General features: G+C 38.0%; 17 protein-coding genes and 2 other annotated features. Of the genes, 13 read left to right on the forward strand and 4 right to left on the reverse strand.

Annotated features, from left to right (window positions below; genetic code table 11):
- Window positions 1–2: 2 nt before the first annotated feature.
- Window positions 3–584, forward strand: a complete 582-nt coding sequence (locus tag OC533_RS00275) for a DNA-3-methyladenine glycosylase I (protein ID WP_010991642.1) — start codon at window positions 3–5, stop codon at window positions 582–584.
- A complete protein-coding gene (locus tag OC533_RS00280; protein WP_194323549.1) occupies window positions 584–1,558 on the forward strand; it encodes a S66 peptidase family protein in 975 nt (324 codons plus the stop codon). Before OC533_RS00275 ends, OC533_RS00280 begins: the two co-directional genes overlap by 1 nt.
- Window positions 1,559–1,597: 39 nt before the next feature.
- Here OC533_RS00280 and OC533_RS00285 read toward each other — a convergent pair whose 3' ends face one another.
- The 4 genes from OC533_RS00285 to lap all read right to left on the reverse strand — a co-directional run bounded on the left by OC533_RS00285 (window position 1,598) and on the right by lap (window position 6,818).
- The gene (locus OC533_RS00285) at window positions 1,598–2,665 is read right to left on the reverse strand and encodes an ABC transporter permease (RefSeq protein WP_003772110.1); all 1,068 of its coding nucleotides are present in this window, start codon (window positions 2,663–2,665) and stop codon (window positions 1,598–1,600) included.
- Window positions 2,662–3,582 (reverse strand): ABC transporter ATP-binding protein, encoded by a 921-nt coding sequence (locus OC533_RS00290; RefSeq protein ID WP_003762518.1) that lies wholly within the window; start codon window positions 3,580–3,582, stop codon window positions 2,662–2,664. The genes OC533_RS00285 and OC533_RS00290 overlap by 4 nt, the downstream gene beginning before the upstream one ends.
- A gap of 83 nt (window positions 3,583–3,665) precedes the next feature.
- On the reverse strand, window positions 3,666–4,094 hold the full coding sequence (locus OC533_RS00295; RefSeq protein ID WP_010991640.1) for a VOC family protein: 429 nt from the start codon (window positions 4,092–4,094) through the stop codon (window positions 3,666–3,668).
- A 123-nt stretch (window positions 4,095–4,217) separates the two neighbouring features.
- Window positions 4,218–6,818 carry an adhesion-mediating acetaldehyde/alcohol dehydrogenase LAP gene (gene lap, locus OC533_RS00300; RefSeq protein WP_003762516.1) on the reverse strand — a complete coding sequence of 867 codons (2,601 nt, stop codon included), beginning with the start codon at window positions 6,816–6,818 and terminating at the stop codon, window positions 4,218–4,220.
- Window positions 6,819–7,307: 489 nt separating this feature from the next.
- Window positions 7,308–7,551, forward strand: a binding site (T-box leader).
- A gap of 48 nt (window positions 7,552–7,599) precedes the next feature.
- Window positions 7,600–7,824: a binding site (T-box leader), on the forward strand.
- A gap of 64 nt (window positions 7,825–7,888) precedes the next feature.
- Between lap and trpE the strand changes: the two genes are divergently transcribed.
- The 11 genes from trpE to OC533_RS00355 all read left to right on the forward strand — a co-directional run bounded on the left by trpE (window position 7,889) and on the right by OC533_RS00355 (window position 18,770).
- A complete protein-coding gene (trpE, locus tag OC533_RS00305; RefSeq protein ID WP_194323496.1) occupies window positions 7,889–9,253 on the forward strand; it encodes an anthranilate synthase component I in 1,365 nt (454 codons plus the stop codon).
- On the forward strand, window positions 9,250–9,855 hold the full coding sequence (locus OC533_RS00310; RefSeq protein WP_194323495.1) for an aminodeoxychorismate/anthranilate synthase component II: 606 nt from the start codon (window positions 9,250–9,252) through the stop codon (window positions 9,853–9,855). Before trpE ends, OC533_RS00310 begins: the two co-directional genes overlap by 4 nt.
- Window positions 9,827–10,846, forward strand: a complete 1,020-nt coding sequence (gene trpD / locus OC533_RS00315) for an anthranilate phosphoribosyltransferase (protein WP_185520334.1) — start codon at window positions 9,827–9,829, stop codon at window positions 10,844–10,846. Before OC533_RS00310 ends, trpD begins: the two co-directional genes overlap by 29 nt.
- On the forward strand, window positions 10,843–11,601 hold the full coding sequence (gene trpC, locus OC533_RS00320) for an indole-3-glycerol phosphate synthase TrpC (protein ID WP_185549635.1): 759 nt from the start codon (window positions 10,843–10,845) through the stop codon (window positions 11,599–11,601). Before trpD ends, trpC begins: the two co-directional genes overlap by 4 nt.
- Window positions 11,598–12,209, forward strand: coding sequence for a phosphoribosylanthranilate isomerase (locus OC533_RS00325; protein ID WP_194323494.1), 612 nt, complete (start codon window positions 11,598–11,600; stop codon window positions 12,207–12,209). Before trpC ends, OC533_RS00325 begins: the two co-directional genes overlap by 4 nt.
- Window positions 12,209–13,411, forward strand: coding sequence for a tryptophan synthase subunit beta (trpB, locus tag OC533_RS00330; protein ID WP_003772095.1), 1,203 nt, complete (start codon window positions 12,209–12,211; stop codon window positions 13,409–13,411). Before OC533_RS00325 ends, trpB begins: the two co-directional genes overlap by 1 nt.
- Complete coding sequence (gene trpA / locus OC533_RS00335; protein ID WP_185482035.1) at window positions 13,404–14,177, forward strand: tryptophan synthase subunit alpha; 774 nt, start codon at window positions 13,404–13,406, stop codon at window positions 14,175–14,177. The genes trpB and trpA overlap by 8 nt, the downstream gene beginning before the upstream one ends.
- A 70-nt stretch (window positions 14,178–14,247) precedes the next feature.
- Window positions 14,248–14,685 carry a hypothetical protein gene (locus OC533_RS00340; protein WP_003762507.1) on the forward strand — a complete coding sequence of 146 codons (438 nt, stop codon included), beginning with the start codon at window positions 14,248–14,250 and terminating at the stop codon, window positions 14,683–14,685.
- An 84-nt stretch (window positions 14,686–14,769) separates the two neighbouring features.
- Window positions 14,770–16,383, forward strand: a complete 1,614-nt coding sequence (locus tag OC533_RS00345) for a polysaccharide biosynthesis protein (protein ID WP_003772092.1) — start codon at window positions 14,770–14,772, stop codon at window positions 16,381–16,383.
- A gap of 110 nt (window positions 16,384–16,493) precedes the next feature.
- A complete protein-coding gene (locus OC533_RS00350) occupies window positions 16,494–18,107 on the forward strand; it encodes a polysaccharide biosynthesis protein (RefSeq protein ID WP_003772090.1) in 1,614 nt (537 codons plus the stop codon).
- A 9-nt stretch (window positions 18,108–18,116) separates the two neighbouring features.
- On the forward strand, window positions 18,117–18,770 hold the full coding sequence (locus OC533_RS00355; protein WP_194323493.1) for a phosphatase PAP2 family protein: 654 nt from the start codon (window positions 18,117–18,119) through the stop codon (window positions 18,768–18,770).
- Window positions 18,771–18,780: the final 10 nt, after the last annotated feature.

Genomic DNA, 18,780 nt, shown 5'->3' on the forward strand with positions numbered 1-18,780 from the left:
ATTTGTCCGAAGAATTACGTTGTCCATGGTCGATTAATGACCCGTTTGAACTAGCATACCATGATGGCGAGTGGTGCGTCCCGAGTAAGGATGATACTTATTTATTTGAAATGTTGAATTTAGAAGGGGCACAAGCTGGCCTGTCATGGAAATTAATTTTACATAAAAGAAAAGCATATCAAGAAGCTTTTTTTCATTTTGATATTGATAAGTGTGCTCGGTTAACAGATGAAGATTTAGCGCGGATCGTTTCAGAAGCGGCCATTGTGAAGAACCGTTTGAAAGTCAAAGCAGTTCGCACCAATGCCCTAGCTACACAAAAAGTCCAAGCAGAATTCGGCTCATTCGCTAATTATATTTGGAGTTTTACAAATGGAGAGCGAATTATTAATGAATGGCAGGGAATGGGAGAAGTGCCAGCTAAGACGGAACTATCCGAAAAAATAAGTAAAGATTTGAAGAAACGAGGATTTAAGTTCGTTGGACCTGTGATTATCTATTCTTATTTACAAGCTATTGGCATCCTAGACGATCATTTACGTTCATGCCCATTCCATACACTAAATAGGGAGGCGATCAAATGATGATTCCCGCAAAATTAAAACAAGGTGATGAAATTCGTATCATTGCTCCAAGTCGATCTCTTGGTATAATGGCAGAAAATCAAGTCGATTTCGCTGTTAAACGCCTAAATGAGATGGGTTTCAAAGTTACTTTTGGAGAGCATGTTTCAGAAATAGATTGTATGTTAAGCTCTAGTATTCGCTCAAGAGTAGCTGACATTCATGAAGCGTTCAATGATTCGAATGTGAAAGCGATTTTAACGGTTATCGGTGGTTTTAATAGCAATCAATTACTACCATATTTAGATTATGATTTAATTGCTGAGAACCCTAAGATCTTATGCGGATTCTCTGATATTACAGCGCTAGGAACGGCTATTTATACCCAAACCGAACTCGTTACTTATTCCGGCGCACATTTCTCTACCTTTTCAATGAAAAAAGGCCTAGACTACATACTTGATTCATTTAGCGCTTGCTTAGTAGATAAAGAACCATTTGCGCTAACGGCAAGTACCTCGTGGAGTGATGATGAATGGTACTTGGATCAAGAAAACAGGGACTTCAAGCCAAATGAAGGGCTAGTTGTTCTTCAAGATGGAGAAGCAGAAGGAACCATTATTGGCGGGAATCTCTGCACGCTTAATTTACTACAAGGAACCGAATATATGCCTGATTTATCTGGTGCTATTTTATTTCTGGAAGATGATTTTATGACTGTTCCAGAAACGTTTGATCGTGATTTGGAGTCACTTCTTAATCAACCAGGTGCAGATGAAATAAAAGGTTTGGTCATTGGTCGCTTCCAAACAAAAACGGCAATGACGAAAGAGAAACTTGCTTTTATTATAGAAACGAAAACAGCTTTACAAAAAATCCCAGTTATTTCAGGTGCGGATTTTGGCCATACGCAACCACTTGCTACTTTCCCAATTGGCGGAACAGCAAGAATTGATACAAATGCAGTAAATAAAATTGAGATTATCAAACATTAAAAAAAGAGGTTGTCCATAACGGACAACCTCTTTTTTGGATTAACTTAACGCGACATCTCGTTTTTTGAAAATGAAGAATGTAAAGAAGAGGATAATCGCTGTATATACGCCTAGGCCAGCAATAATTTGCCAATCTGCTAAACCGCCAGCGATTTTTTGACCGCCAACTGTATCATTTAAGCTAAGCAAGTTGAAAATAATCCATTTCATCCAGTCGTATTTTTCGATAGCGAGTGGTAGTAGTTGACGAATAATTCCACCAGAGAATAGTACGCCAACACCAACACCAACTGCTAATGCTTGTGAACGAACAACGGATGAGAAGAAGAATGCGATAGTTGCATACACAATCATCAGTAAGAAGTTTGTTCCGAGTAACATCCAAGCATGATCCCACGCTGTCATTGCGCCTGATGAAGGGGAGAGCGGCATGAAAATCGATTGCTTCGGAAGAATAAACGAGAAGATAAAACTAGCTAATAATAGCGTGATGGAACTAATGATGCTATAAACAATACACATAAAATATTTAGAGAAGAGAATTTGACTTCTAGAATAAGGTCGTGCGAGTAATAACTTAATTGTTCCGCCAGAAAACTCTGTTGCAACAATAATACTTGCGACAATTACTACTAGCATCGTTGCGACTGCCCCGGAGCTACCGAGTGATGCAAAGAAGTCAGCACTTGAAATTCCCGCTGAATTGCTAGCAGGTTTTTCATCTGCATCTACATAAGCTTGATAGAAATCAATTTGTTTTTGAACTGATTCTTTTTCATCTTTCGTTTGAGCTGCTTGTTTTTGAGTTTTTAAGTAAGCAACGGAATCTGTTAGTGATAGTGTTTCGGTTTTATATGTTGGGTTACCATCTTTATCTGCTGAATTCCAGTATTCCTCCTCACTAACCGGAGTTCCTTTATCATCGTAATAAGCTGTAATTCCAGCATTACTTGCATTGCCACCTTCAACACCGCTTGTATCAATCTTACTAACGAAAAACATAAGTAGTGCCAAAGTTAAAACTGCTGCAAATAAGACAATTTGCATAATCCAACTAGATTTTCTAGAAAATAATTTAGTAAATTCATTTTTTATTAATGCTATCATGCTTTCACACCTCCGCCATTTGTTAATTCTAGGAATCGTTCTTCAAGGGAGGCTTGAAGTGGAACCATTTCCAATAAATCGATATTTGCTTGAATAATCGCGCGGGCAATTAAATGGACATCTTCGTGAGCCACTTCGATTTTAAAGGAATTTTCTTTCTCAGCAACAAGTTTTACTGGAAGTGTAGCAAGAACAGTTTTTGCTGCTACGCTATCAGTGACTTTTAGTTGATAAACAGCCACGTGATTTTCAAGTACGTCACTCATTTTTTCCGTATGAGTTAAGACACCTTTATTAATAATAGCAAAACGATCGGTAATTTGTTGAATTTCGCTAAGTAAATGGCTAGAAATTAAAACAGAAGTACCGTTTGTTGCTAAATCACGAATTAATGCTCTGAATTCTGCCATCCCTTGTGGATCAAGTCCATTGGTTGGCTCATCTAAAATAAGTAGGGCGGGGTTGTGAAGTAAGGCTTGTGCAACGCCTAAACGTTGACGCATACCTAAGGAATATGTTTTTACTTTTTGATTGATGGCATCTGAAAGTTTTACAAGTTCTACAATTTCACGAATATGGTCGTCTGTAATATTTTTTTGACTCATCCGTGCAAATTGCTTTAAGTTAGCCCATCCAGACATATACATATAAAATTCCGGATTTTCAATAATTGCTCCTACTTCAGAAATTGCTGCTTTAAAGTCGGTATCAATATTTTTACCATTAATATAAACTGTACCTTCTGAGCGGCGAATTAAGCCTACAATCGAGCGGATAATAGTTGTTTTACCGGCACCATTTGGACCAAGTAAACCAAATACTTCTCCTTTATGTATGTCAAAGCTGATATCGTGGACAATATTTTTTTGTCCGATTTTTTTCGTGACATGTTCTAATTTTAAAACTGTCTCAGTCATGAACTCACTCCTTTTTTTCTCTCACTACTAAAATTGTACTATTTTTTAGTTCTAATTACATTCGGCTAGAGGACGGGAAAAAATCATACTTTAGTAGTAGACTCATTTTCTAAGTTAAGGTGCCAATCTATGCTGTAATGATCGATAACTTTTGCGTATTTTGCATCCCAAAAAGTTTTTTGAATAGGGATTTCAACGGTCCCTGTTTTAGAAAGTAGTACGAAAGCATGTACAAAACTTTCTTCAGTTTCAAAATTAACTGCAAGTGATAAACGATTTCCCGCATCTGTTTCGCCTTCTAGTGTATCTGAGAAGTAAAACAAATCTTTATCGTCTTTCGTAAGCCTAGCATGAAGGATTCGTTCGCCTAATTTTTCATCTCCAGAGAATCCTTCCATCTCGTGAAAAAAACGAGTTTTTGTAATTTCTGCTTGAAACACTTTTTTATAAAATTCTAGTGCTTCTTGGGCTTCCCCGTTAAAAGTGAAGTAGGGCACAGTTGCTCGTATCATTAAATCAACTCCATTCTTGTTTCATTATACTAATTTTAGTACTAAAGCGAAAGCGCAAGCCCTGGGATGGACTTGCGCTTTCTTCTAACTTTATATATTAATGGTGGACAAGTTAGCTAGTTTTTAAACACCTTTGTAAGCTTCAAGGTAAATTTCTTTTAGTTCGCTTACAAGTGGTTGTTTAGGGTTGGCAGTAGTACATTGGTCCATGAATGCGCGATCTGCAAGTGTATCTACAACAGCATCCAAGTCTTTTTTAGCAACATTTTGTCCTTTAAGACTCATGTCGATACCAACATCTTTACCAAGTTTGATGATTTCATCTACAAGTGATTTAACGCCTTCTTCTGTAGTTGCAGCAGGGAAGCCGATAATACGAGAGATACGAGCATAATCTTCATCAGCACGGAAGCTTTCATATCTTGGGAATAACGCATGTTTTTTAGGTTTAAGTGCGTTATAACGAATAACGTGTGGCATAAGGATTGCATTCGCACGACCGTGAGGAATGTGGAATTCAGGTCCAATTTTGTGTGCCAAACTATGGTTAATTCCTAGGAACGCATTCGCAAACGCCATACCAGCTAGGGCAGAAGCATTATGCATTTTTTCACGCGCATCAGGATCACCAGTAAGAACAGATTCACGTAAGTTTTCAAAAACAAGTTCGATTGCACGGATAGACAATCCACGTGTATAATCGCTTGCCATTACGGATACATAAGATTCAATTGCGTGAGTTAGAACGTCCATACCAGTATCAGCAGTAATGTGTGCTGGAACAGTTGTTACATATTGTGCATCGACAATCGCAACGTCTGGAGTTAGTTCATAGTCAGCAAGAGGGTATTTAATGTTGTTTTCTTTGTCTGTAATAACCGCAAATGGAGTTACTTCAGAACCTGTACCACTTGTTGTTGGAATTGCAACGAATTTCGCTTTTCCACCAAGTTTAGGATATTTGAAAGTACGTTTACGGATATCTAAGAATTTTTGTTTCAAGCCGAAGAATGAAGCTTCTGGGTGTTCATAGAATAACCACATACCTTTGGCAGCATCCATTGCGGAACCACCACCAAGAGCGATAATTGTATCTGGTTTGAAGTCTTTCATTAGTTCTGCACCTTTGTAAACTGTTACGTCAGATGGATCTGGTTCAACATCAGCGAATACTTGATAAGCTACGTCGTTACCACGTTTTTTCAGGTGTTCGATTACTACATCAACGTATTTGAATTGAACCATACCTGGGTCAGTTACGATAAATACGCGTTCAACGCCTTCCATTTTTTGAAGGTATTGAGTAGAATATTTTTCAAAGAAAATTTTTGGTGGAAGTTTGAACCATTGCATATTATTTCTCCGATCCGCGATACGTTTAACGTTCAGCAAGTTAGTCGCACTTACATTTTGTGATACAGAGTTTTTACCATAAGATCCACAACCTAGTGTTAGGGAAGGGATGAAGCCGTTATAAATGTCACCGATACCGCCTTGAGCGCTTGGTGCATTTACGATGATACGGCAAGCTTTCATACGGATACCAAATGCTTTTTGAACTTCTTTATCAGTAGAGTGAATAACTGCTGAGTGTCCAAGTCCACCGTATACTAACATTTCTTCACAACGATCGAATGCTTCTGCTTGGTTAGCAGCTTCGATAAATGCAAGAACTGGGCTTAATTTTTCGTGAGATAGTGGGTATTTGTCGCCAACACCTTTAATTTCAGCTACAAGAATTTTTGTATCTTCTGGAACTTTGAAACCAGCTTGGTTTGCAATCCATGCAGGGGATTTACCAACTACATCTGGGTTAAGTGTTCCTTTTTCAGGGTTGATTACATAGCTTTCTAATTTTTTAAATTCAGCGCCTTTAACGAAGTAACATTTGTTTGCTTCCATTTCTGCTTTTACTTCTTTAGCAACTTCTTTGTCCACGATAACTGCTTGTTCAGAAGCACAAATCATACCTTGGTCAAAAGATTTAGAAAGAATGATGTCATTAACAGAACGTTTGATTTTAGCTGTTTTGTCAATGTAAGCTGGTACGTTACCTGGTCCAACACCTAGTGCAGGTTTACCAGTAGAGTATGCTGATTTAACCATTCCAGCACCACCAGTTGCAAGTACAAGTGCTACTTTATCGTGGTTCATTAATTGTTTTGTTGCTTCTAGGGAAGGTTTTTCTACCCATTGAATACAATGTTCTGGTGCTCCAGCTGCAACTGCTGCATCATAAACAACTTTTGCTGCTTCAGATGAACAACGTTGCGCACTTGGATGGAAAGCGAAGATGATTGGGTTACGCGTTTTAATCGCGATAATTGCTTTGAAAAGTGTTGTTGAAGTTGGGTTAGTTACTGGTGTAACCCCGGCAACTACTCCGACTGGTTCAGCAATTTCGATAACACCAGTTTGAGTATCTTCGTTAATAACTCCGACTGTTTTGTTGTTTTTAATGTTGTTCCAAATATATTCTGTTGCGAAGATGTTTTTAATACATTTATCTTCATATAATCCACGTCCTGTTTCTTCTACTGCTAATTTTGCAAGGGGCATATGTTGGTCAAGTCCGGCAAGCGCCATTGCGTGTACGATATTATCTACTTGTTCTTGGTTGTAACTTTCAAATGCTTTCAATGCTTTTTGTCCATTGTCTGCTAATCTGTCAATCACTTTTTGAACTTCTAATACTTCTTGGGCCGCATTTTCTTTAATTGCCATTTTCCAGAACCTCCTAATATTTGTGCGGGACTCTAAATGTCCATAGTAGACTTTTGACGTCCCTGATAATCCAAAAAAATTTGGCTTGTTGCTGTGCCATATTCTTTTGTTTTATTTGATTACACCGTTAGTATAAGCCATCAATAAAAGTTTGTCCAGTGTTTCACGTGAAAATATTCACAAATAGACGAAAATGAGCGGATAGTCCTTCTGGGAAAGTGGTTTTTAGTCTATAAGGCATAGCTTGTATGAGTGGTTTTATCATATGATTTTAAGGGGATTTTCATCTCTAGTTGACTCGTAAATAAAAGGTAATTAAGATAATGATTCTTTTTTTACTATTAATAATATCCTGTATTAATAGAGTGTAGATGAGTTTTCTATGATAGTTCTTTTTACTTAGTTGTTTATTAACTGCTATTTTGATTTATGTGGTTTTATTTTCTTGACTTTCCGTTTGTTCTTATGTAAGATGAATACAAGTAAAAAATGATAGCTTTGATGAAGAGTAAGTAGCATGATGAAAGTTTTTAGAGAGCTGACGGTTGGTGAAAGTCAGTAGCGGACATGATGTGAATGGACTTCTGAGCTCTGGTTTGAAAAGGAATTTCCTTAGTAGGATGCAGCGATTAGGCCTTATCGTTACACAAGGCGCCCATTCGGAATTTGGATGGATTAAGTGAACTGTTTTTGCAGTTAATCAAGGTGGTACCACGGGTCTCTCGTCCTTGTCTAGTATATTTGCTAGGCTTGGAGAGAGGCCCTTTTTTAATTTTATAAAACGAAAACATGAAACAAGAATAGTACTTTTCATCGATTTTCAAAGAGAGTTAGCGTTTGGTGCGAGCTAATAAATAGATGAAATAGGAATGGGCCTTGTGCGTGATACCTTGAAATGAAGTAGGGGTGAACGGGAGCTCCCGTTATAGAGCAGCTGCAAAAAAGCAGCACTGAGATAGGGGGAATTCCCTAAAATGAGGTGGCACCGCGATAACTCGTCCTCTGAAAAAGCATGATAGTAGGCTTTTTCAGAGGGCTTTTTTTATTTTAATGAAGAAGGGATGATTTAAATGAGAAAAATGAAAAGAATGGATGCAGATACATTAACCGCGATTTTAGCCTTTCAACGTCTTTCCGGAACAGGCAAAAGCTTACTTGAAGGAGCTGCAAAAGATGCAGAGGCAGGAAGATATTCTATTATTGCTATCAATCCTGTGCATGAAATTAAAGTATATCAACATGAATATTATATAGACGGGGCACTTCAAATAGTGACAGACCCTTTAAAAGAAATTGAACTATTTATTGAAAAAGCAAAGACGGAGGAAGAAAGCTTGCCTTTAGATTCAGGGGCAATTGGTTATGTTGGTTATGACGTTATTGCACTTTATGAAAATTTAGGTGATATTCCAGTCGAAACGCGGGACATGCCAGATATTCGTTTTTATATATATGAAAGTTTTGTCATTATGGATCATCAAGCGGAAGAACTTATTTTAGTGCAAGATAATTGCTACTCTGGGAGAAGTGAAGCGGAACTAGATGAGGCACTTGAAGCGATGTTTTTAGAACTTACAACACCAAAAAAAGACGAACACAAAGCAGTTCAAGTTCCGAAAATGACTTACAAAAGCAATTATTCAAAAGAGGAGTATATGAACTTAGTCAAAAAAGCGAAAACCTATATTCAAGATGGCGATTTCTTTCAAATAGTACTTTCTCAGCGATTAGAGGCAGATTTTACAGTGGAGCCGTTTGATTATTACCGAAAATTACGGTTGTTAAATCCTTCTCCTTATCTCTTTTTCATTGATTTTGGCGATACGGTCTTAATTGGTTCTTCACCAGAGAGTTTAATTAAAACGAAAGGGCGGACTGTTACGACAAATCCAATTGCTGGTACAAGGCGTCGCGGGGCAACAAAACAAGAAGATGAAATGCTGGCAGCGGAATTATTATCCGATGAAAAAGAACTTGCAGAGCACCGAATGTTAGTGGATTTAGGACGTAATGATATTGGAAAAATTGCAGAAACGGGTTCGGTTCATGTACCAGTATATCTAACAATCGAACGTTACCGATTCTTGATGCATTTAGTTTCTGTTGTTGAAGGTACATTAAAACCAGGATTAAGTGCGATGGATGCTCTTCGGTCGACGCTGCCGGCTGGTACAGTTAGCGGAGCACCAAAAATAAGAGCCATGGAGCGAATCTATGAATGGGAAAATGTAAAACGTGGACCATATGCTGGTGCGGTAGGTTACTTAACGAAAAATGGTGATTCTGATTTTGCTCTTTCGATTAGAACGATGGTACTCCATGATGGAAAAGCTTATGTGCAAGCTGGCGCGGGAATTGTTTATGATTCAGAACCTGAGAGTGAATACTTGGAAACATTACAAAAAGCGAAAGCCCTTTTGGAGGTGGGAGAATGATTTTATTAATTGATAACTATGATTCTTTTACGTATAACCTAGAACAGTATTTGGCAGAGTTCAGTGATGTCATAGTAAAACGAAATGATGCCGTGGATTTAATGGAATATGCGGCTTTGGCGGATGGAATTGTTCTTTCACCAGGACCAGGAAAACCGAGTGAAGCCGGACTTTTGGAAGAAGTTGTTCTCAAATTTGCGAAAGAAAAACCACTACTTGGGATTTGTTTAGGACACCAAGCGATCGGTGAGGTATTTGGCGGAGAAGTAAAACGAGCAAAGCAAATTCGTCATGGTAAAGTTTCGCTGATGCGGCAAACAAGTGGAGCCATTTTTACTAACTTGCCAAAAGAAATGCCTGTGATGCGCTATCACTCTTTAATAGTAGATAAAAATACTTTGCCAGATTGCTTAGAAGTATTAGCAGTGGCGACGGATGATGCGGAAGTAATGGCAATGAAACTGAAAAATTATCCGGTTTATGGATTGCAATTTCATCCAGAATCAATCGGCACGAATGACGGAAAACAAATGATGGAAAACTTTATTCACATAGTAGAAAGGGCGGGAGAAAATGGAAATCTTATTACAAAAAGTATATGACCAAAAAAATCTATCAAAAGCAGAAATGAATATCGTTGCAACAGAAATTTTTGAAGGCCGACTTTCAAAAACGAAAATTGCTGCCTTTCTAATGGCACTTAAAGTCAAAGGAGAAACCGCAGAAGAAATGGCTGGAATAGCAGAAGCGATGCAGCAAGTTGCGATTCAAGTGGATTTCCCAGCTGGAACTGCGATGGATAATTGCGGAACTGGTGGAGATAAATCGAATAGTTTTAATATCAGTACAACGTCGGCATTCGTCCTTGCAGCAGCAGGAATTCCAGTGGCGAAACATGGGAATCGAAGTATTTCTAGTCGTTCAGGTAGTGCGGATGTTTGTCAGGAATTAGGGATTGATATTAATATGCGTCCTGAAGATATGACTTATTTACTTGAAAAAGTAGGGATTGCCTTTTTATTCGCACCACATGTTCACCCTAATATGAAATACGTGATGGACGTTCGGAAAGAACTTGGGACGCCAACCATTTTTAACTTGATTGGACCTTTAACCAACCCGGTTCATCTCGAAACACAATTAATGGGTATTTATCGTCGTGATTTAATCAGACAAACTGCGGAAGTTTTAGGACAACTTGGACGAAAACGGGCCGTAGTTTTAAATGGGGCGGGCTTTATGGATGAAGCTTCTCTAGCCGGTGAAAATCATTACGCATTATATGACAGTGGGGAAGTTCACTTATATACACTAAAACCTGAAGAAGTCGGTTTAGCTAGCTACCCACTAGAAGCAATTAGGGGCGGGGATGCAAAAGAAAATGCAGCAATTCTTCGTAGTGTACTTGACGGCGAACCTGGTGCCTATTTAGACACTGTTTTGCTAAATGCCGGATTTGGTTTATTCGCAAATGGCAAAGTAAAAACAGTAAAAGAAGGCGTTGATTTAGCCCGCGACCTAGTTAGAAGTGGTCTAGCTAAACAAAAATTGCAAGATTTAATTACTTATCAAAAAGAGGTGCTAGCGAAATGACATTTTTAGAAGAAATTTTAGCTCAAAAAGCAGTAGAGGTAGCTGAAATGCCATTAGAACAAGTAGCAGAAAAACGGAAAACTTATTCGTTTTATGATTTTTTAAAAGAAAATACGGAACAAATGCAACTTATTGCGGAAGTAAAACGCGCCTCGCCTTCAAAAGGTGAAATAAATATGGATGTGAACCCAGTCGCTCAAGCAAAATCGTATGAGGCAGCTGGAGCAGGTATGATTTCTGTATTAACCGACCCGATTTTCTTTAAAGGATCGATTGAAGATTTACGAGAAGTAGCGAAAAACGTAGCAATTCCAGTACTGTGTAAAGACTTTATTATTAGTGAAAAACAATTAATTCGCGCTCGAAATGCTGGAGCAACGGTTGTATTACTAATAATTTCAGCTCTTACGGAAGATGAGCTAGCCTTACTTTTTAAACAAGCGAGTGCCCTTGATTTGGAAGTATTAGTAGAAGTACATGACCGAGACGAATTAGCTCTCGCTCAAAAGATTGGAGCTAAATTAATCGGAGTGAATAATCGGAATTTGCACACGTTTGAAGTAGATATTGCGGTAAGTGAAATGGTTGCGAGTGATTTTTCAACGGAGGCATGTTTCATTAGTGAATCGGGTTTTAAAACGGCAGACGATGTTAACCGAGTGAGTAAAGAATTTAATGCGGTGCTTGTTGGAGAAGCGCTTATGCGAGACAAAACTCCACAAAAAGCAGCAGAAAGTTTGAAGGTGAAACGATGATTGTAAAAATTTGTGGATTGAAAAAAAGTGTCGATGTAAAAGCAGCAGTTGAGAATGGTGCGGATATGATTGGTTTCGTTTTTGCGAAAAGTAAACGCCAAGTTACGATTGAACAAGCACACCAATTAGCTAAAAACATCCCACCTAATATTAAGAAAGTTGGCGTTTTTGTTAATCCAACTGAAGAAGAGTTAACTGCTGCGATTAAAGGCGTACCACTAGACATTGTGCAACTCCATGGACAAGAACCAACCGAGCAAGCAGACCGCACCGATGCCGAAGTAATTAAAGCTTTTCCAGTTAAAGAGGGCAAACTTCCTAACAATATAAATGATTATTCAAATGCTTATATCTTACTTGATGCTCCGGCAGAAGAATACGAGGGCGGCAGCGGGAAAACTTTTGATTGGGATAAAATAAATAGCGATTTACTAATAAAAAATAAATTAATCATTGCTGGTGGCTTAAATGCCGAAAACGTGAAAGAAGCTATTAGTCGCTTTGAACCATATGCCGTCGATATTTCTTCTGGCGTAGAAACAAATGGTGAAAAAGATCCTGAAAAAATTAAATTCTTCATTAAAACAGCAAAAGGAGTTGGAAAATAATGACATATCAAGCACCTGATGAAAATGGTTTTTACGGAAAATTCGGTGGCAGATTTGTGCCAGAAACTTTAATGAAAGCAGTGAAAGAATTAGATGAGGCTTACCGAGCTTCTAAAACAGATGCAGCTTTTCAAAAAGAATTAAATTACTATTTAAAAGAATATGTAGGCCGGGAAACGCCGCTTTATTTTGCGGAACAACTTACTGCCTATGCTGGCGGGGCTAAAATTTATTTAAAACGAGAAGATTTAAATCATACTGGTGCGCATAAAATCAATAATACGATTGGACAAGCCTTACTTGCGCGGCAAATGGGCAAGCAAAAAGTAGTGGCAGAAACTGGAGCAGGGCAACATGGTGTAGCTACAGCGACAGTAGCAGCACTTTTTAATATGGAATGTACTATTTTCATGGGAGAAGAAGATGTTAAACGTCAATCGCTTAATGTATTTAGAATGGAGTTACTTGGCGCAAAAGTTGTCAGCGTGAAAGCTGGCAGCCGTACTTTGAAAGATGCCGTAAATGAAGCACTGCGGTTCTGGGTGGCGAATGTGGAAGACACGCATTATATTATGGGATCTGTTCTTGGGCCCCATCCGTTCCCAGAAATTGTTCGTGATTACCAAAGTGTCATTGGGACAGAAGCACGTAAACAACATCTAGAGAAAGAAGGTAAGTTACCTGAGGCGATTGTGGCTTGTGTAGGTGGTGGCAGTAATGCGATGGGCTTATTTTATCCGTTTGTGGATGATTCTTCTGTTCAAATGCACGGCGTAGAAGCTGCTGGTCATGGTCTTGAAACAGAGTTCCATGCAGCCACGATTTCTAAAGGCGAGATTGGCATTTTGCACGGGGCAATGATGGATGTTTTACAAGACGAAAATGGACAAATCCTTGAAGCTTTCTCGATTTCCGCGGGATTAGATTATCCTGGTATTGGGCCGGAACATAGTTTTTTCCGTGATTTAGGTCGCGCTGAGTATCATTCTGTTACAGATGATGAAGCAGTCGAAGCTTTTCAACTTTTATGCCGGACAGAAGGGATTATTCCAGCACTTGAAAGTTCGCATGCCATTAGTTATGCTGTGAAACTTGCAAGCCAGATGCGTCCGGATGAAAGTATGGTTGTATGCCTATCTGGTCGCGGGGATAAAGATGTTAATCAATTAAAAGAACGATTGGAGGGGCAAACTAATGACTAAAACATTATCAAAAAAATTAGCGAATAAAGACCATGCTGCTGTAGTAACTTATATTATGGGCGGCGATGGTGGTTTAGATAATCTAGAAGAACAACTATTATTCCTTGAAAAATCCGGCGTTAGCGCGATTGAAATCGGGATTCCTTTTTCTGATCCAGTTGCTGACGGCCCTGTCATTCAACTTGCTGGTTTGCGCGCATTAAAAGAACGAGTTAGTTTAGAAGCAATTTTAACTAAATTAGCCACAAGCAAGGTGCAAATTCCACTAATTATTATGAGCTATATTAATCCGATTTTTCATTTAGGTATTCCAAAATTTATCGAAATGGTTCAAAAAACACCTGTAAAAGGACTTATTATTCCTGATTTACCTTATGAACACCGTACGCTTATTACACCCGAACTAAAAGGAACAGATATTGCGCTCATCCCGCTTGTTTCATTAACCAGTCCGAAAGAGCGCTTAGAAGAAATAGCTAACCAAGCAGAAGGTTTTATTTATGCCGTAACAGTCAACGGGACGACGGGCGTAAGAAATGAATTTAATACGCATATTGATACCCATTTAGCTTATTTAAAAAGTATTAGCCCTGTTCCTGTTCTTGCAGGTTTTGGAGTTTCTTCTATTGAACATGTGGAAAAATTTGCGCGTGTTTGTGATGGTGTGATTATTGGAAGTAAGGTCGTACAAATGTTGCATGACGGGGAAACGAGGGAGTTAGGTACGTTTTTACAAAATGCAGCAGAAGTTCAAATCGAAAACTAATTACTACTTACAATTTCTCTTTAAATATGGTAAAGTCTGGTGTATAGAATGTTAAAGAGGAGTTGTAAGAATGTCTGTTGAAGTAAAACCAGAGCATGCAAGAATGCTCAATAACACGAAAAATGTAACACTTGGGATAGCGATTGTATCTACTATCCAAGCCGTATTAAGTAGCGTTTCTATTGTGGGACTTATTGCTCTACAACAAAGAAAAGAAGTACTTGCTAATGCAAATGCAACCGCTGTCGTTCAAAATACGATTATGACGACAACGATAATGGCTGTTATTTGTATCGCATTTACGATTATGCTATTCCTTTCTTATAACAAACTTAGAAAAGGCATTATAATTACACCGCTTGTTTTTTATTTATATGGTGCGTTTACCATTCTTGGTGTCGTTTTATCAATGATTAATAGTGGTGTGAACTTTGTTTCGCTTATTTTACCAGCAGTGCTACTTGCTCTTAGTGTAACTTGTATTTTAAATCTTAGAAGAATGCGTTAAAAGTAGTAATGTAAGAATGATTTTTACATAAACATATATAACAGACAGACTTAAAAGAAAAAATCAATTGAGGTAATAGAAATTATGAGTTCAAAATTAATGCGAGGAACGGCCGTACTTACTGCGGGAACTTTATTATCGAAAATTTTAGGGATTTTATATGTTATTCCATTTTACTGGATTGCTGGCGGGGAACAGGCAACGATTCTTTATCAATACGGATATGTTCCCTACCAAATCTTCTTAAATATTGCGACAGCTGGAGTTCCATTAGCAGTTGCTAAGTACATTTCTAAATATAATTCGCTAAATGAATATGCTTTAAGCCAAAGATTGTATAGGTCTAGTACATATTTGATGATATTTACCGGGATTATTAGTTTTTTAATTATGTATATTTTTGCACCGCTTTTAGCTGGGATGCAAGAGGTTAGTGGCGGAACGAGCATTCAAGATATTACAACCGTTATTCGTGCAGTGAGTTTTGCGTTACTTATTATTCCAGTAATGAGCTTACTTCGCGGTTATTTCCAGGGGTTTCATTCAATGGGACCCTCTGCTGTATCGCAAGTAATTGAACAAGTAGCAAGAATCGTTTTCCTGCTTGCAAGTACCTATATTGTACTTCATCTTATTGGTGGAAGCCTTGTAACAGCAATGAGCTTAGCGACTTTTGCTGCTTTTGTTGGAGCTTTCTTCAGTTTAATTTGTCTACTATGGTATTACCGAAAACGTAAACCCGGTATTCAAAAAATGATTGCCGGCAGTGAAAATAAATTACAAGTGTCGACATTACATTTATTAAAAGAAATCTCTATCTCAGCAGTGCCTTTCATTATAGTAGGAATGGCGATGTCACTATATCAACAAATTGATTTATTCACCTTTGCGCGTGTTTTAACATACGATGGCATGCCCGGGAAGGCAGCGGAAGATTTACTTTCTATTTTCAACTTTTCTGTCCAAAAAATCATTATGATTCCGGGGACATTAGCGTTAGCGTTTTCGATGACGCTCGTTCCACTCGTGGCAGCTTCATTTCATAAAGGTCGTATTCGTGAAGTGCACCATCATCTAACAGCTGTTTTTCAAGTATTGCTATTTTTAGTCGTGCCAGCTTGTTTAGGAATAGCACTCTTGGCCGATCCGCTCTATACGATATTTTATGGTTATAACGCTGATGGATCAATGTTGCTAAGCTTTTTCGCTCCATTTGCAATTTTCTTCTCGCTGTTTAGTGTTACTGCTGCGATTCTACAAGGGATTGACGAGCAACGTTATACAGTACTTAGTTTACTTCTCGGGTTACTAACAAAATCCGTACTACAAATGCCGCTAATTTTACTTCTTGGTGCAAAAGGTGGCGCACTTGCGACCGGACTTGGTTACATTGTTTCTGTGCTGTTCACCATTTTTATTATTAAAAAATATGCTCATTATTCATTTAAGTATATTATTAGACGTCTGGTGTTAATTCTTGGAATAAGTTTTGTGATGTTAGTTAGTGTTTGGCTCATTTATCATGGGCTCGCATTATTCTTAAATCCGCATGCACGATTTACTGCATTAGTGATTGTTTTTATATCAGCTGGAGTGGGGGCTTATATTTATGCCTTTTTAGCTGCAAAAGCAGGGCTATTAAACTATATTCTAGGTGACCGGATGTATAAAATTCGTAAAAAACTTCATTTGATTTAACCTTTTTATAAAGAGCAAGCCGATATTTATTTGGGTTTGTTCTTTTTTTTTAAAAGAGTTAATGGTAAAGTAAACAAGGATATATAATTTAATGTAAAGGAAGTTAGACGATGGGTTCAAAACTGCTCAGAGGAACATTTATTCTGACGCTAGGGACATTAATCTCTAAAGTGCTCGGAATATTGTATGTGATTCCGTTTTATGCGATTATTGGAGGAGATGAACCAGCGCTTCTGTATAATTTCGGTTATGTACCGTATCAATTATTCTTAAGCATTGCAACTGCTGGGATACCGTTAGCTGTTGCCAAATATATAGCGAAATATAACGCCATGGAAGAATATGCTGTAGGTCGTCGATTATTTAAAACCGGTGTATATTTAATGATTTTTTCTGGGATTGTTTGTTTCCTTGCGATGTATGGACTTGCTCCAACGCTCGCTCGAATGCAGCAGTTGGAAGGCGGATATAGTTTAGCGGATGGTATTCAAGTTATTCGTGCAGTTAGTTTCGCGCTACTTATCATTCCAGTAATGAGCTTGCTTCGTGGCTTTTTCCAAGGATATAATTCGATGGGGCCGTCTGCTGTATCTCAAGTGTTAGAACAAGTTGTTCGTATTGTGTTCTTGCTTGCGGGGACTTTCATTGTAATGTATGTACTTGACGGGAATGTAGTTACAGCAATTAGTATCGCTACTTTTTCAGCTTTTGTTGGAGCTTTTGCGAGTTTACTATTACTACTTTGGTATTTTTATAAACGAAAACCTGGACTGGACCGAATGCTTTTAGAAGATAGAGGCACTGTAAAAATTTCCATTCCGACACTATATAAAGATATTATTCTTTCGGCAATTCCTTTTATTATAGTTGGGTCTGCTACTTCGCTTTATCAATTAATTGACCAATTCACTTTAGGAAGAGTGTTAGAATATATTGGAACTGCTCCTGATTTGGTCAATTCTTTTGTAGCAATTATTAACTTTGATGTACAAAAATTAATTATGATTCCAGGGACGTTGGCAATTGCGTTTTCGATGGCACTTGTTCCACTTGTTACTGGTGCTTATGTAAGGAAAGAGTACGCGCAAGTGAAGCGTCAACTCAATGATGTTTTTCAAATTTTATTATTCTTAACGATTCCAGCTTGTTTTGGAATTGCTATGCTAGCGAGACCTTTATTCACAGTGTTTTTCGCACCTAGTGATAATGGGACAGCGCTATTACAATTATTTGCACCAATCGCCATTTTATTTTCATTGTTTAGTGTTTCCGCGGCTGTTCTTCAAGGGATTGATGAACAACGATTCACAGTGCTAGGCTTGCTGTTAGGGCTACTAGCGAAATCGGTATTACAAATGCCGCTCATTATGATGTTTGAAGCGCCTGGGTCAATCATTGCAACTGGTATTGGTTATGCAGTATCTTGTCTGTTCATGTTATTTATTATTAAAAAATATGTTCGTTTCTCGTTTAAAGTTATTTTGCGGCGAACGGTGCTTTTCTTCTTTATGACAGCTTTGATGGGCGTTATTGTCATCGGACTGTACATGGGACTTGCTAACTTTATTAGTCCGGATCGTAAAATGTCTGCGCTAGTATTGACGCTTATTTGCGGAGGAACGGGTGCTGTTTTCTACGGTTATATGGCATTCAAACTTCACTTGTCTGATAAATTATTTGGCCCACGTGGTACTAGATTACGTGAGAAATTAAGAATTCGCTAGGAGGATTTTATGAAAAAAACATCATTTGTAATTAGTGGCATTGCTCTCCTTGGATTTGTTTTCTTTATGATAGGCGTTATGACTGGGGCAAAATGGATTCAAACGTTTGACCAGTACTGGAATAGTATTATTCGGGTCGGAATAACGGATACAAAAACTACACTGATTTCTTATTTAACTGATATTGGCGGGGTAGCGACCATTTGTATTTTAACCGTTGTTGTTATTATTGCGCTTGTTCTAATGAAAAAAGTGGATACGGCAATTTGGTTTGGTGGGATTGTCCTAGTTGGCGGGGCGCTTATTCCATCAATCATTAAAAATATCGTTCAGCGCCCAAGACCAACCTATAAATTAATCGAACAAGGTGGATTTAGTTTTCCAAGTGGTCATGCGACTGGTTCAACTGTTTTTTATGGAATGCTAGCGTTCTTTTTAATTTTATATGTTAGTCATAAATGGCTTCGTTTTGCGATTAGTATTCTTGCGCTAGGGCTTGTATTGTTTATTATGTATTCCCGCGTTTATTTAGGAGTACATTTCCCAAGTGATGTTGTAGCAGGATTCTTAATTGGAAATGCTGTTATTTTCAGCGGAATTGGTTGTTACTTTATTTGGAATAAAAAATTAGCTTTATGGGCTAATAAATTTAATAAATCGTAAAAAAATCCTC

Source organism: Listeria sp. Marseille-Q6474 (assembly GCF_946902005.1).
GTDB classification, from domain to species: domain Bacteria; phylum Bacillota; class Bacilli; order Lactobacillales; family Listeriaceae; genus Listeria; species Listeria innocua.

What these genes read in the sequence shown, in the direction of transcription:
- OC533_RS00280 (WP_194323549.1), top strand. Translation starts at nt 584, where the DNA reads ATGATTCCCGCAAAATTAAAACAAGGTGATGAAATTCGTATCATTGCT.
- OC533_RS00285 (WP_003772110.1), bottom strand. Translation starts at nt 2,665, where the DNA reads ATGATAGCATTAATAAAAAATGAATTTACTAAATTATTTTCTAGAAAA.
- OC533_RS00290 (WP_003762518.1), bottom strand. Translation starts at nt 3,582, where the DNA reads ATGACTGAGACAGTTTTAAAATTAGAACATGTCACGAAAAAAATCGGA.
- OC533_RS00295 (WP_010991640.1), bottom strand. Translation starts at nt 4,094, where the DNA reads ATGATACGAGCAACTGTGCCCTACTTCACTTTTAACGGGGAAGCCCAA.
- lap (WP_003762516.1), bottom strand. Translation starts at nt 6,818, where the DNA reads ATGGCAATTAAAGAAAATGCGGCCCAAGAAGTATTAGAAGTTCAAAAA.
- trpE (WP_194323496.1), top strand. Translation starts at nt 7,889, where the DNA reads ATGAGAAAAATGAAAAGAATGGATGCAGATACATTAACCGCGATTTTA.
- OC533_RS00310 (WP_194323495.1), top strand. Translation starts at nt 9,250, where the DNA reads ATGATTTTATTAATTGATAACTATGATTCTTTTACGTATAACCTAGAA.
- trpD (WP_185520334.1), top strand. Translation starts at nt 9,827, where the DNA reads ATGGAAATCTTATTACAAAAAGTATATGACCAAAAAAATCTATCAAAA.
- trpC (WP_185549635.1), top strand. Translation starts at nt 10,843, where the DNA reads ATGACATTTTTAGAAGAAATTTTAGCTCAAAAAGCAGTAGAGGTAGCT.
- OC533_RS00325 (WP_194323494.1), top strand. Translation starts at nt 11,598, where the DNA reads ATGATTGTAAAAATTTGTGGATTGAAAAAAAGTGTCGATGTAAAAGCA.
- trpB (WP_003772095.1), top strand. Translation starts at nt 12,209, where the DNA reads ATGACATATCAAGCACCTGATGAAAATGGTTTTTACGGAAAATTCGGT.
- trpA (WP_185482035.1), top strand. Translation starts at nt 13,404, where the DNA reads ATGACTAAAACATTATCAAAAAAATTAGCGAATAAAGACCATGCTGCT.
- OC533_RS00340 (WP_003762507.1), top strand. Translation starts at nt 14,248, where the DNA reads ATGTCTGTTGAAGTAAAACCAGAGCATGCAAGAATGCTCAATAACACG.
- OC533_RS00345 (WP_003772092.1), top strand. Translation starts at nt 14,770, where the DNA reads ATGAGTTCAAAATTAATGCGAGGAACGGCCGTACTTACTGCGGGAACT.
- OC533_RS00350 (WP_003772090.1), top strand. Translation starts at nt 16,494, where the DNA reads ATGGGTTCAAAACTGCTCAGAGGAACATTTATTCTGACGCTAGGGACA.
- OC533_RS00355 (WP_194323493.1), top strand. Translation starts at nt 18,117, where the DNA reads ATGAAAAAAACATCATTTGTAATTAGTGGCATTGCTCTCCTTGGATTT.